Source organism: Nocardia yamanashiensis NBRC 100130, assembly GCF_001613325.1.
GTDB classification, from domain to species: Bacteria; Actinomycetota; Actinomycetes; order Mycobacteriales; family Mycobacteriaceae; genus Nocardia; species Nocardia yamanashiensis.
Genome location: NZ_BDCD01000011.1, coordinates 191,290 through 204,319, shown reverse-complemented (window position 1 = coordinate 204,319; position 13,030 = coordinate 191,290). Strand labels below are relative to the sequence as shown.

Genomic DNA, 13,030 nt, shown 5'->3' with positions numbered 1-13,030 from the left:
CCACCCTCGATGCTTATCCTGGCGAATGATCTTGCGAGAAGGGAGATCCGTTGGTAGACAGCACTGTTGGCGGCGATATCCGTGCCGCGCTACGCGCACCGACGCTGGCCGAGTTCGTTCGTGAACGCCGGTCCCGGCCCACCGGCCGCCATCCGGCCGGGCTGACCCGCAAGGAACTCGCCGAGGCCACGCACGCCAGCCTCGGCTATATCGCGAAGATCGAGCAGGGCGAGGCGCTCAATCCCAGTGCCGCCATTCTGGATTCGCTCGCCACCGTGCTGGAGCTGGATACCGCGGCCCGGGTGCACCTGTATCACCTGGCGCAGCAACGTCCTTCGGCGGCGGTGCCGCCCTTGCGCGCGCCCGACAGCGCCATTCGCGCCACCTTGGACGCGCTGCAACCGCATCTGGCGGCGGCGCTGGACAACGGCTGGCGGATCATCGACCACAACAACGCTTTCGGCGACGCGCTACCCGGCCTGACCCCGGGCAGTCATGTGCTGCGCTGGATGTTCACCGATCCGCGCGCCCGCATCGTGGTCGAGGAATGGGAACGCGAGGCCACCCTGCTGGTCGGCCGGTTCCGCTCCTACGCCGCCATGGCGTCCGGCCGCGACGAGGCCGAAGCGGTGCTGCGAGATCTGGAGCGCCAGCCCGACTTCCGGCGCATGTGGGCCGCCGGGCACGTCCGGCTGGGCCGACCCGATCCGGACTTCGCGCTCCGGGATCCGCGCACCGCAACGGTTTCCGAGGTGCGCGTACAGCGCTACCGCGGCACCGCGCCCGGTCCCGCCCACCAGCTCTTCATCGGCCTGACCGGCCCCGCCTCAGCCGGGTAGGTCGGCCAGGAACTTCCGCAGCAGCGCGTTGACCTGTTCCGGATGGGTGAGGTTCGGCGTCATGGCCGCCCCGATGATGGTGTGCGTCTGGACCGGCCCGCCGAATGCCGCCGCCAATTGGTCGGTTTCGAAGGGCCGCGCGGAATGATCGCTGTCGCCGCGGATCACCAGCGCCGGGCAGGTGATCTCCCCCAGCAGCTCCACCACCGAATCCCGGTTGATGGAGCATTCGGCCGCCATCCGCGTCCGCTCCCGATCGCCGGTCAGCCATTTGTCCCGCCACGGCTGCTGATCCTGCGCGGTCCCGCCGATCATCAGCGAGGCCACCATGCGCGCCGTCGCCGCGAACGGCGTGCCGATCGTCCAGGCATCGATCACCTCGGTGTAGCCCACCCGGCGCTGCGCGTCCATGGCGACCGCCGTGGCACTGAGCGTGATCACCCCCTCCACCCGCGGCCGCGCCAGCAACGCCATCCGCAGCGCCGTGAACGCCCCGTGCGAAACCCCGCCCACCACCACCTTTTCCAGCCCCAGCTCGTCCACCACCGCCCAGGCGTCCCGCGCCAGATCCCAGTAACTGAACGGCCCCCCGTCATCCCGGCTGGCCCCGTGCCCCCGCGAATCGATCGTAATCACCCGATACTCCGGCGCCAGCTCCGCCACCTGCGCCGCGAACATCTCCTGATCCATGAACAAGCAGTGCCCCAGCACTATCGCCCGTTCCCCGCCCCCGCTATCGCTGTAACTGACCTGCACGCCCCCGCGCGTGACGAACGGCATCTACCAACTCTCCAGTGTCGCTTGCGGACCCCCACGCTATCTGAAAACGAAAGCTTCCACATGACACCATTATTCGGGTCGAACTAGACCCGCTCCCACCCGCGCCGGGGCGGCGTCGCGCCGAGCGTCCTGGCATCCCGGCTGCGGTACACCACGTACGGGCGGGACAGGTAACCGATGGGGGCGGAGAAGACGTGGACCAGGCGGCTGAAGGGCCAGAAGGCGAAGAGGGCGCAGGCGGCCAGGGCGTGCAGTTGGAAGCCGAGGGGGGCTTCGGCCATGAGTTCGGGTTCGGGCTGGAAATAGAAGATGGAGCGGAACCAGGGGGCGATGTCCGCGCGGTAGTTGTGGGGGTGGCCGGTGAGGTTGCCGTAAAGGGTGGCGCCGAGGCCGAGGGCCAGGGTGAGGCCGAGCAGGACGTACATGATCTTGTCGTTGCGGGTGGTGGCGGAGAAGACGGGGCCTACGGTGCGGCGGCGGTAGATGAGGATGAGCAGGCCGAGGACGGTGGCTATTCCGGCGATCGCGCCGAGGCTGAAAGAGGCGGCGTGGTAGACGGATTCGCTGATGCCGATCTTCTCGGTCCAGGATTCAGGGATGACCAGGCCGATGACGTGGCCGAAGAAGACGAAGACGATGCCGTAGTGGAAGAGCGGGCTGCCCAGACGGAGCAGGCGGTTCTCGTAGAGCTGGGAGGAGCGGGTGGTCCAGCCGAACTTGTCGTAGCGGTAGCGCCAGATCAGGCCGACGACGCAGACGGCCAGCGCCACGTAGGGTACGGCGACCCAGAGCAGATAGTCCCTGGCGCTCAATGTCATCGACGTCCTCCGCTGATTTCGGGCATGTAGGTGGGCGGGGCGAACGGTTCCAGGCCGACGTCCTCGCCCTGTGGGCCGGCGGCGATGAGCTTCGCGACGGCCTCGCGGTCGGTGCCGCGCAGTGGGGACAAGCTGGCGCTGACCGAGTCGAGGACGCCGGTCCAAGGGGAATCGTTCTCACGCAGCGCCATTCGCATGACTTCGATGCCGGCGCGATGCTCTTCGAGGAGTTCGCGGCCGGGGACCGGGTGGGCAGCGGCGAATTCGAGCACGACGGCGAGGTGATCGGACAGCTCGCCGTCGTCGAGCGCCAGCCCGGCCGCCTTGTAGACCTGTTTGAACCGCAGCAGGGCCATGCCGCGTTTGCGGGTGTCGCCGTACAGGAACCAGGTCAGGTATGGGCTGAACCTTTTGCGATGGTCGAAGGTGTCGACGTATTCCGTTGTGACCGTGATCGATTCACCGGAATCCAGGTATTCGACCACCGGTCGCAGGGGCGCGCCGATCGGCTCCGGCAGCGCGTCCGCCACCCGCCGCAGCATCGGCAGCATGGCCCGCAACGCCTCGTCGGGATAGCCGAGCAGCAGCGATTGCGCCTGCCATGCCGCCGCCCGGTCGGCCTCGTTCACTTTCATTTGCGATGCCTGCCACCGGTTTTGCGCGGCATGAGCCCGTCGGGATTGCCGCGCCCGTCCCAGTTGAGCAGGTTCACCCGTCCGCTGCCGCGCACCGGGACCGGTTCGTCGGCCGTCTGCCGGTCCCGCAACATGCGGAAGTTCTCCACCGCCACCGGCGTCGGCGCGCCGGAGCTCTCGCCGAACGGGCCGTTCATGCCGGGCCCGCCGTCGTAGTCCAGGCTGCACTCGGTGGCGAGCTCTTCCAGCCCGTGCGCCTGTTCCTCGTGCGCGGACGGAATCACATAGCGCTGTTCGTATTTGGCGATGGCCAGCAGCCGGTACATGTCGTAGATCTCCTCCTCGGTCATACCGACCCGGGCGGGGATCTCGGGGCGGGTGGCGCGGCCGAGATTGATATCGCGCATGTAACTGCGCATGGCGGCCAGCCGGCGCAGCACGTCGTTGACCGGCGCCACGTCACCGGCGGTGAACAATTCCGCCAGATACTCCACCGGAATCCGCAGCGCCTCGATGGCGGCGAAGAGATTGCCGTGATCCTCCGCGTCGTGCCCGGTATCGCGCAGCGCGTCCACCACCGGCGACAGCGGCGGGATGTACCAGACCATCGGCACCGTGCGGTATTCCGGATGCAGCGGCAGCGCCACCCGGTACTTGCGGATGAGCGCGTACACCGGGGACTGCTGGGCGGCCAGCACCCAGTCGCGCGGCATCCCGGCGCGCTCGCAGGCCGCGATCACCTCCGGATCGAACGGATCCAGGAACGCATCCCGTTGCGCCGCATACAGATCCCGCTCGTCCGGGGTCGCGGCGACCTCGGCCACCGTGTCGGCGTCGTAGAGCATGACGCCGATATAGCGCAGCCGCCCGACGCAGGTCTCCGCGCACACCGTCGGCAGTCCGACCTCCAGGCGCGGGAAGCAGAAGGTGCATTTCTCGGCCTTGCCGGTGCGGTGATTGAAGAACACCTTCTTGTACGGGCAGCCCGATACGCACATCCGCCAGCCGCGGCATTTGTCCTGATCCACCAGCACGATCCCGTCCTCGGACCGCTTGTAGATGGCACCGGACGGGCAGGCCGCGGCGCAGGCCGGATTCAGGCAGTGCTCGCAGATGCGCGGCAGATAGAACATGAAGGTGTGCTCGAACTCGAACTTCACCTTGTCGCCGAGCTTCCGGACGATCGGATCCTGCGCGGCCAGTTCGGGCGCACCGGCCAGATCGTCGTCCCAGTTGGCCGACCAGGTGACCTTCGTATCCTCGCCGGTGATCAGCGATTTCGGCCGCGCCACCGGGGTGTGCTGCTGCACCGGCGCGGTGGTCAGCGTTTCGTAGTCGTAGGTCCAGGGCTCGTAATAGTCCGACAGTTCGGGCAGCAGCGGATTGTCGAAGATGGTGAACAGCTTCTTGAACCGCCCGCCGCCGCGCAGCCGCAACCGGCCCTTGCGATCGAGCGTCCAGCCGCCGCGCCATTTCCGCTGATCCTCGTAGGTACGCGGATAGCCTTGCCCCGGACGGGTTTCCACATTGTTGAACCACACGTACTCGACCCCGGCCCGATTGGTCCAGGTCTGTTTGCAGGTCACCGAGCAGGTGTGACAGCCGATGCATTTGTCGAGGTTCATCACCATCGCCAGCTGCGCCATGGGTTTCATCGGTACCGAACCTCCTGGCCGCGACGGCGGATGACCGTCACTTCATCGCGTTGATTACCGGTCGGGCCGAGATAGTTGAAGGCGAAGGACAATTGGGCGTAGCCGCCGATCAGATGGGTCGGCTTGATGAGCAGCCGGGTCAGCGAATTGTGGATGCCGCCGCGTTTGCCCGAGGTCTCCGAGAGCGGGACGTCGATGAGCCGGTCCTGGGCGTGATGCATGTACACCGTGCCCTGCGGCATGCGCGAGGACACCACCGCGCGCGCCACCACCACGCCGTTGCGATTGACGGCCTCGATCCAATCATTGTCCGCGACACCGAGTTTCGCGGCATCGAGGTCGGACATCCAGATGGTCGGGCCACCACGCGAGAGGCTCAGCATGAACAGGTTGTCCTGGTATTCGGAGTGGATGGACCATTTCGAATGCGGGGTGAGATAGCGCAGGGTCAGGCCCGCCTCGCCGTGCTCGCCCAGCGGCGGTTCGGCGAACAACGCCGTCATGTTCAGCGGCGGGCGATAGATCGGCAGCTGCTCGCCGACCTCGGCCATCCAATCGTGGTCGAGATAGAAGTGCTGGCGTCCGGTCAGCGTATGCCAGGGCTTGTTCCGCTCCACGTTCACCGTGAACGGGGAGTAGCGCCGGCCGCCGGTCTCCGAGCCGGACCATTCCGGCGAGGTGATCACCGGCACCGGCGCGATCTGGGTGTCGGCGAAGGTGATCTGCTTGCCCTCGTGCTCGGCCGCCAGATCCGCCAGCTGGGTGCCGGTGCGCTGTTCCAAGGTGCGGAAGCCCTGGGTCGCCAGGTGACCGTTGGTGGTTCCCGACAGCGCCAGGATCGCCTCGCAGGCATCGATATCGCGGACCAGCGACGGCCGCCCGTCCGCCGGGCCGCCGCGCACCACGCCGTTCTTGCGGGCCAGATAGTCGATCTCCCGCTCGACGTTGTAGGTGATGCCCTTGGTGGTCGCGCCCAGCGAGTCCAGCAGCGGGCCCAGCGCGCTCATCTTGGCGTAGACAGCGGTGTAGTCGCGTTCCACCACCGTGAGCCGGGGCATGGTCTTGCCCGGAATCGGTTCGCACTCACCGGCTTTCCAGTCCCTGACCACCCCGTGCGGATTCGCCATCTCGTCGGGGGTGTCGTGCAGCAGCGGCGTCGCCACCAGATCCCGGCGCACCCCCAGATGCCCGCGCGCCAGCTTCGAGAACTCCTTGCCGATGGTCATGAAGGCATCCCAGTCGGTACGGGTCTGCCACGGCGGGGCGATGGCCGGGCTGAAGGAGTGCACGTACGGGTGCATATCGGTGGAGGACAGGTCGTGCTTCTCGTACCAGGTCGCCGCGGGCAGCACCACATCGGAGAAGACGGTGGTGCTGGTCATGCGGAAGTCCAGGGTCAGCAGCAGATCCAGCTTGCCGACCGGCGCTTTCGCGTGCCACACCACGTCTTTCGGCCGGCGGCCCGGCTCGGCTTCCTCGGCGCGCAGTGAATTGGTCGCGCCCAGCAGGTGTTCGAGGAAGTACTCGTCGCCCTTCGCCGAGGAGCCCAGCAGGTTCGACCGCCAGATGGTGAGCAGGCGCGGGAAATTGCGCGGCTCGTCGGGATCCTCGCAGGCGAACCGCAACTCGCCCGACTTCAGTTGGGACACCACGTAATCCGCCGGTTCGAGATCGCGGGCGCGGGCCTCCTCGGTGATCTCCAGGGGATTGCGATCGAAGGTCGGGAAGGACGGCATCCAGCCCATCCGCGCCGATTGCGCCACCACATCCGCGGTGGTCATGCCCGCGAACCGGCCGGTGCCGGTGGTGGTGGTGGTGAGCTGGTCGGCGGTGAACGGGTCGTAGCGGAACTGGTCGGTGTGCAGGTACCAGTAGGCGGTCTGGATCATCTGCCGCGGCGGGCGCGACCAGTCCAGCGCATTGGCCACCTGCGCCCATCCGGTCACCGGACGGCATTTCTCCTGGCCCACGTAATGCGCCCAGCCGCCGCCGTTCACGCCCTGACAGCCGGTCAGCGTGGTCAAGGCCAGGAAGGCGCGGTAGATGGTGTCGGAGTGGAACCAGTGATTGGTGCCCGCGCCGAGCAGGATCATCGACCGGCCGCCGGATTCCTCGGCATTGGCGGCGAATTCGCGGCCGATGCGGGCGGCCTTGTCGGCGGGCACGCCGGTGATCAGCTCCTGCCAGGCGGGCGTGCCGGGCTGGCTGGAATCGGCGTAACCGAGCGGCCATTCGCCCGGCATGCCCGGCCGCGCCACCCCGTACTGGGCGAGCAGCAGATCGAACACCGTGGTCACCAGATGGCCGCCGATGGTGCGGGCCGGGACGCCGCGCTTCAGCTCTGCGGCCGCACCGTCACGAGTGTCGAAGCGCGGCAACGACACCGCCACCGCGCCCTGGCCGTCGACGGAGAGCAGTGGTTCGATATCGCCCAGCTCCAGATTCCACCGGCCCGGGTCCGCCTCCCCGAACCGGAAGCCCAGGGAACCGCCCGGCACCACCGGATTTCCGTGCTGATCCAGCAGCACCGTCTTGAAATCGGCGTTCGGTTCGTGCGCGTGCTCGGGCAGATCGGCGGCGGTGAGGAACTTGCCGGGCCGGAATCCGTTCTCCGCCTTGTCCAATCGGACCAGGAACGGCAGATCGCTGTACTTGCGCACGTAGTCCTGGAAGTACGGCACCTGCCGTTCCACGAAGAATTCGCGCAGGATCACATGCCCCATGGCCAGGGCCAGCGCGCCGTCGGTGCCCGGATGCGGGGCCAGCCATTCGTCGGCGAATTTCACATTGTCGGCGTAGTCCGGGGCGATCGACACCACCTTCTGCCCCCGGTAGCGCGCCTCTGCCATCCAGTGCGCGTCGGGGGTGCGGGTGACCGGCACGTTCGAACCCCACATGATCAGATAGCCCGCGTCCCACCAGTCCCCGGACTCCGGCACGTCGGTCTGATCGCCGAACACCTGTGGCGAGGCCACCGGCAGGTCGGCGTAGAAGTCGTAGAAGGAGAGCATGCAGCCGCCGAGCAGCGAGATGAAGCGGGAACCCGCCGCGAACGAGGCCATGGACATGGCCGGGATGGGAGAGAAGCCCGCCACCCGATCCGGGCCGTAGGTTTTGATGGTGTGCACGTGCGCGGCGGCGATCAGCTCGACCGCTTCCTCCCAGGTGGCCCGCACCAATCCGCCGCGCCCGCGCAGGCTCTTGTATTTGCGCGCCTGCTCCGGATCCTCCACGATCGATGCCCACGCCAGTACCGGATCATTGGTGCGCGCCTTGGCTTCTCGATACATCTGCAACAGCACCGCGCGGATGTACGGGTAGCGCACCCGGGTCGGCGAATAGGTGTACCAGGAGAACGCGGCGCCGCGCGGGCAGCCGCGCGGTTCGTACTCCGGGCGGTCGGGGCCGGTGCTCGGATAGTCGGTGGCCTGGGTCTCCCAGGTGATGATGCCGTCCTTGACGAACACCTTCCACGAGCACGATCCGGTGCAGTTCACCCCGTGCGTGGAGCGCACCACCTTGTCGTGCGACCAGCGGTCCCGGTAGAAGTCGTCGGCCTGGCGGCCGCCGCGCAGGTATTCGCTGCGCAGGTCCGGGGCGACGTCGGCGCGGGTGAAGAATCTGCGGGCCCGGATGAGCGATGCGGTCAGCTCCCCGTCCACCAGCCCGCGCGCGCCATTGCGTGCCATCACCCCTGCCTCTCCGTAACGAGAAACCAAGCAGTACGAAGTACCGGCTCAGTATGGGCAAACATGGCGGGCCAGCCGGGACGCGACACGGTACGGCAGCCTTCGGGGCGCGCCGAAACGCCGACTCGAATCTATTCACCAGTGCTTCTGCTAGAAAAAGCGCATGAACGCGAGAAACTTGACGCTCGCTACCGCAGCCTTCGCGCTCACCTTCTGGGCCTGGAATCTGATAGGTCCGCTATCAAGCAGTTACACCAAGGATCTGGGACTCTCCCCCGGGCAGACCTCCCTGCTGGTCGCCACCCCGGTCCTGGTCGGCTCGCTCGGCCGCATCCCCGCCGGCGTGCTCACCGACAAGTTCGGCGGGCGGCTCATGTTCGCGATCATCTGCTTCCTGTCGATCGTCCCCACCTTGCTGGTCGGCTGGTCCGATTCCTATGGGGCGCTGATCCTCTGGGGCTTCTTCCTCGGCATCGCGGGCACCTCGTTCGCGGTCGGCATCCCGTTCGTGAACGGCTGGTACGAGCCCGCCCGGCGCGGCTTCGCCACCGGCGTCTTCGGCGCGGGCATGGGCGGCACCGCGCTCTCGGCCCTGCTCACCCCGCGCCTGGTCGACCACCTGGGCCGGGCGCAGACCCACATCCTGATGGCGGTGGCGCTGGCGAACATGGGCGTCGTCATGCTCGCGTTCGCCCGCAATGCCCCCGGCTGGCGGCCCGCCACCGAACCGGCGCTGCCGCGCATCCGGGATGCCTTGCGGCTCAAGGCGACCTGGCAGGGCGCGCTGCTGTACGCGGTGGCGTTCGCCGGCACCGCCGTCATGGCCGTGGTGCTCGGTTTCGAACCGCCCCCGGAGATCCCGGCCGGCCTCAGCCTGATCGTGATGGCCTTCTTCCTCGGCCTGGGCACCGGCGGCGTGTTCGCGCTCATCGCCGAGCTGGTGGATCCGGCCCAGGTGGGCACCGTGACCGGTCTGGTCGGCGTGGCGGGCGGGCTCGGCGGCTATTTCCCGCCGCTGGTCATGGGCCTGGTCTACAGCTCGCGCGGCGACTACACGGTCGGCTATCTGCTGCTCGCCCTCACCGCGGCCGCGGCGCTCCTCTATACCTTGAAGGTCGGCCGCGAATTGCCGGCCAAGGGCACGTCACCGGTGGGTTGACCGCCGCTCGCGGCATTGACAGACCGCGACCTCGGCAATACCGTCAGCATTCAAATACCGACGGTATCTGACGAGGAGGTCAGGCATGCGCAGTCCGCGTATCGTGATCATCGGCGCCGGGGTGTCCGGCATCGCGAGCGCGGTCACCTTGCAGCGCAACGGATTCCACGATTTCGTGATCCTGGAGAAGGGATCCGATGTGGGCGGGGTGTGGCATTGGAACCGCTACCCCGGACTGACCTGCGATGTGCCCTCGCAGTTGTATCAGTTCGGGTTCGCGCCCAAGCCGGATTGGTCGCATGTGTTCGCGCCCGGCGCGGAGATCCAGGAATATCTGTCCGACGTGGTGGATCGGTTCGAATTGCGGCCGCACGTGCGGGTGAATTCCGAAGTGGTGCGGACGGAATTCACCGGGGCGGGCTGGGAGGTGGAGACCGCCGCCGGGGAGGTGCACGCGGCGGACTTCGTCATCGCGGCCACCGGCGTGCTGCATCATCCGGCGTGGCCGGAGATTCCGGGGCTGGAGGAGTTCACCGGCGATATCGTGCACACCGCGCGCTGGGACGAATCGCTGCGCACCGAGGGCCGGCGCATCGCGGTCATCGGCACCGGATCGACGGGCGTGCAGGTGGTTTCGGCATTGCAGCGCAAGGCCGAGCATCTCACGCATTTCGTGCGCAGCCCGCAGTGGGTGATCTGGGCGCCCATGCAATTGCCGCAGCCGGCGGTCGTGGGCGCGGTGCTGGATCGGCTGCCCATGGTCAATCAGGCGCTCTATCGGGCGGGTATGACCGGCGCGAAACTGTTCACCGATGTGGTCACCCGGCCCAGCTGGCGGCGGCGCGTGGTGCAGGAGTACGCCAAGCTGAGCTTGCGGGCGCAGGTGCTCGATTCGGAGCTACGGGAACAGCTGACGCCCGACTATCAGCCGCTGTGCAAGCGACAGGTGTTGTCGGGCACCTACTATCGCGCGCTGCGGGCTCGCAATGCCGAACTGGTGAACACCCGGATCGAGGCAGTCACCCCGACCGGCATCCGCACCGCCGACGGGCGTGAGCATCCGGTGGACCTGATCGTGTTCGCCACCGGATTCCGGGCGCACGATTACATGCGGCCGATGAATCTGACCGGGCGCGAAGGGATTTCGATCGACGACGCCTGGGCGAAGGGGCCGCGCGCCTACCGCATGACGGCGATTCCGGGGTTCCCGAACTTCTTCACGGTGCTCGGGCCCAACTCCCCCACCGGATCCATTCCGCTGCACCACGCCGCCGAAGTCACCGCGCGGTACATCACGGCATGGATCAAGCGTTGGAGCGCCGGCGAATTCGATACGGTCGAGGTCACCGAGGCGGCCACCGATCGCTTCGGGGCGGAGGTCGCCGAGGCGCTGGGGCCGACGGTGTGGAATACCGGCTGCAATTCCTGGTACTTCACCGACGGCGGCACTATCGACCTGCTGCCGTTCGACCGGCGCACCATGGAGGAGATGCTCGCCGCGCCGGACGACGCGGACTTCCGGCTCAGCCGCCGGTAGCGCGCGCACGGTTGTACCCGGCCCTGGATCAGGGCCGGGCACAACGTTTTTCAGGTGGATTCAGGCGTGCACCGGGTGCTGTACGGCGGTGGCGTGCCGGACCGCGCCGGAGCCGATGGCCTCGACCTGGTCCGCGCCGTCGATGACATCGGTGAAGGCGCGGTCCATGCGATCGCCGTCGAGGGCGCGCCGGCAGCGCCGGGCCAGTTCGTGGCGGCCACCGGCCGGGAATTCCAGTGGCAGCAAGGTGATTTCGGCCGTGACGCCGCGCGAACCGAGAATGCGGCGGATGGAATCGGCCATGGAATCGGTGCCCACGAAGCCGGGCACGGTGGACAGTTCGCCGTGCCGGTCCACATAGCGGATGCGGATGGGCTGCACCGGAACGCCGGTGTCGATGGACGCCTGGAACAGGGCGGGCCGCAGGCTGCCGTGCGCGCGGCCGCACCAGGTGGTGCCCTCGGGGAAGAAGGCGATGCGCTCGCCGGCGGTCAGGCGGGCGGTCATGTTCGCGATGACGTCCGGGAGGGTGCGCAGGCGTTCGCGATCGATCGGGATGACCCGCACGGCCTTGGCGACATTGCCGAGCATCGGCCAGTCGACCAGGTCGGCGCGGGCCACGAAACCCATCGATTCGAAGGCGGAGAGGGCGACCACATCGGTCCAGCCGACATGGCGGGCCGCCACCAGGACACCGCCCGCGACCGGCTCCGGGCCGCGCTCGTCGATGATCCGGACGCCGATGCCCAAGCAGCCCAGGAAGTTCCGGGCGTAGCGGCGGTTCATGGCGGCGCGGTAGCGGCTCGGGGTGGCCAGGCGGGCGAACGGGAAACTGAGCAGGACCCCGGCCACGCCCAGCACGCGGGCGGTCACCCGCAGCGCGCCGGCCTCGGCGGGGACATCGACGCACGACGAGCCGCAGGGGCTCGCGGGCATCCAGGCGTGGGCGCTAGTCGCGGCGGGGGGACACGGCAGCGCGACCGCGTCCGGGGAGAGGAAGGCGGGCATCATGATTCATCACCGGGCGTCCATGGTGGCGGCAGCGCCCTGCAGGCGCTCCAGGTAACGGGTATTGATGGTCGAAAGGCCGAGCAGCGCAACGAAATCCGCGACCGCGAAGTCCGGGTCGTGGGCGGGTTCGCCGCAGATCTCGGCGCCCAGGCGCAGGTAGCCGTTGAGCAGCGGGGGCAGCTTCGGGCGGCCGGAGAACTCCAGCTCGTCGAGCGTGCGCCCCTCCACCACCACCGGGTTGTACGGGCGCACATGGCGTTCCGCGTCCAGAGCGTGCTTGGACAGCAGCAGGTCGCGCACGCCGCGCACGTTCACACCGGGGGCGTCGGCGGGCGTCATCCGCATGGGCACGGACACGCAGCCCATCACCCACTCGTAGCCGGTGAGCTGGATGTAGTGCAGGATGCCGGCCCACATGAGGGTCAGCACCGAGCCGTTGCGGTGCTCGGGGACCACGCACGCCCGGCCCATCTCCACGATCCGGTTGCCGGTGGGATCCATTCCCGCCAGGTCGAATTCGGTGGCGGTGTAGTAGCCGCCCGCGGCGGCCACCTTGTCCGGCGGCAGCATCCGGTAGCAGCCGACGAACTGTTCGGTGAGCTCGTCGCGCACCAGCAGGTGATCGCAGTGGTCGTCGAAACGGTCGGCATCCAGACCGGCTTCGTTCGCCGGAATGTTGAAGCCGGGCTCATTGGCGAACACCTGGTAGCGCAGGCGCTGCGCCGCCTCGCGATGCTCGGCATCGGACGAGACGACCAGGGAGTACTGGGACTTCCCGGTGGTGCGGGGCGGTTCCGGGGCGACATATGACGCGGGGGCGAGCAGGTTTGCACTCGACACTGCCGTGGTGGTCATAACGATGATCAAGCCAGCCGCAGACTGCCTCGGCGCAACCGCCAGATTGCCA

Annotated in this window: 10 protein-coding genes; 3 read left to right on the top strand and 7 right to left on the bottom strand. The window is 68.0% G+C overall.

The annotated features are described in order from the left end of the window. Window positions 1-50: 50 nt before the first annotated feature. Complete coding sequence (locus tag NY1_RS11570) at window positions 51-839, top strand: helix-turn-helix transcriptional regulator (RefSeq protein ID WP_067711051.1); 789 nt, start codon at window positions 51-53, stop codon at window positions 837-839. On the opposite strand, the gene NY1_RS11565 is transcribed toward NY1_RS11570, so the two are convergent. From NY1_RS11565 to NY1_RS11545, 5 genes are all read right to left on the bottom strand, one after another. After that, on the bottom strand, window positions 828-1,619 hold the full coding sequence (locus NY1_RS11565; RefSeq protein WP_067711047.1) for an alpha/beta fold hydrolase: 792 nt from the start codon (window positions 1,617-1,619) through the stop codon (window positions 828-830). The genes NY1_RS11570 and NY1_RS11565 overlap by 12 nt on opposite strands. Window positions 1,620-1,702: 83 nt before the next feature. Further along, complete coding sequence (narI, locus tag NY1_RS11560) at window positions 1,703-2,437, bottom strand: respiratory nitrate reductase subunit gamma (protein ID WP_067711046.1); 735 nt, start codon at window positions 2,435-2,437, stop codon at window positions 1,703-1,705. Continuing rightward, a complete protein-coding gene (narJ, locus tag NY1_RS11555) occupies window positions 2,434-3,072 on the bottom strand; it encodes a nitrate reductase molybdenum cofactor assembly chaperone (protein ID WP_067711045.1) in 639 nt (212 codons plus the stop codon). The genes narI and narJ overlap by 4 nt, the downstream gene beginning before the upstream one ends. After that, window positions 3,069-4,727, bottom strand: coding sequence for a nitrate reductase subunit beta (gene narH, locus NY1_RS11550; protein ID WP_067711043.1), 1,659 nt, complete (start codon window positions 4,725-4,727; stop codon window positions 3,069-3,071). Before narH ends, narJ begins: the two co-directional genes overlap by 4 nt. Beyond that, complete coding sequence (locus NY1_RS11545; protein WP_067711041.1) at window positions 4,724-8,416, bottom strand: nitrate reductase subunit alpha; 3,693 nt, start codon at window positions 8,414-8,416, stop codon at window positions 4,724-4,726. The genes narH and NY1_RS11545 overlap by 4 nt, the downstream gene beginning before the upstream one ends. A 163-nt stretch (window positions 8,417-8,579) precedes the next feature. Between NY1_RS11545 and NY1_RS11540 the strand changes: the two genes are divergently transcribed. Together NY1_RS11540 and NY1_RS11535 are read left to right on the top strand one after the other, a co-directional pair. After that, on the top strand, window positions 8,580-9,575 hold the full coding sequence (locus NY1_RS11540; protein WP_067711039.1) for an MFS transporter: 996 nt from the start codon (window positions 8,580-8,582) through the stop codon (window positions 9,573-9,575). 85 nt (window positions 9,576-9,660) lie between these two features. Then, a complete protein-coding gene (locus NY1_RS11535) occupies window positions 9,661-11,112 on the top strand; it encodes a flavin-containing monooxygenase (protein ID WP_067711038.1) in 1,452 nt (483 codons plus the stop codon). A 60-nt stretch (window positions 11,113-11,172) separates the two neighbouring features. Here the strand turns inward: NY1_RS11535 and NY1_RS11530 are convergent, their stop codons facing one another. Both NY1_RS11530 and NY1_RS11525 read right to left on the bottom strand, forming a co-directional pair. Continuing rightward, window positions 11,173-12,123, bottom strand: a complete 951-nt coding sequence (locus tag NY1_RS11530; RefSeq protein WP_233434286.1) for a lysophospholipid acyltransferase family protein — start codon at window positions 12,121-12,123, stop codon at window positions 11,173-11,175. Window positions 12,124-12,129: 6 nt separating this feature from the next. Beyond that, the gene (locus tag NY1_RS11525; protein ID WP_067711037.1) at window positions 12,130-12,978 is read right to left on the bottom strand and encodes a GNAT family N-acetyltransferase; all 849 of its coding nucleotides are present in this window, start codon (window positions 12,976-12,978) and stop codon (window positions 12,130-12,132) included. Window positions 12,979-13,030 lie beyond the last annotated feature (52 nt).

What these genes read in the sequence shown, in the direction of transcription:
- narH (WP_067711043.1), bottom strand. Translation starts at nt 4,727, where the DNA reads ATGAAACCCATGGCGCAGCTGGCGATGGTGATGAACCTCGACAAATGC.
- NY1_RS11545 (WP_067711041.1), bottom strand. Translation starts at nt 8,416, where the DNA reads ATGGCACGCAATGGCGCGCGCGGGCTGGTGGACGGGGAGCTGACCGCA.
- narI (WP_067711046.1), bottom strand. Translation starts at nt 2,437, where the DNA reads ATGACATTGAGCGCCAGGGACTATCTGCTCTGGGTCGCCGTACCCTAC.
- NY1_RS11540 (WP_067711039.1), top strand. Translation starts at nt 8,580, where the DNA reads ATGAACGCGAGAAACTTGACGCTCGCTACCGCAGCCTTCGCGCTCACC.
- NY1_RS11535 (WP_067711038.1), top strand. Translation starts at nt 9,661, where the DNA reads ATGCGCAGTCCGCGTATCGTGATCATCGGCGCCGGGGTGTCCGGCATC.
- NY1_RS11530 (WP_233434286.1), bottom strand. Translation starts at nt 12,123, where the DNA reads ATGATGCCCGCCTTCCTCTCCCCGGACGCGGTCGCGCTGCCGTGTCCC.
- NY1_RS11525 (WP_067711037.1), bottom strand. Translation starts at nt 12,978, where the DNA reads ATGACCACCACGGCAGTGTCGAGTGCAAACCTGCTCGCCCCCGCGTCA.
- narJ (WP_067711045.1), bottom strand. Translation starts at nt 3,072, where the DNA reads ATGAAAGTGAACGAGGCCGACCGGGCGGCGGCATGGCAGGCGCAATCG.
- NY1_RS11565 (WP_067711047.1), bottom strand. Translation starts at nt 1,619, where the DNA reads ATGCCGTTCGTCACGCGCGGGGGCGTGCAGGTCAGTTACAGCGATAGC.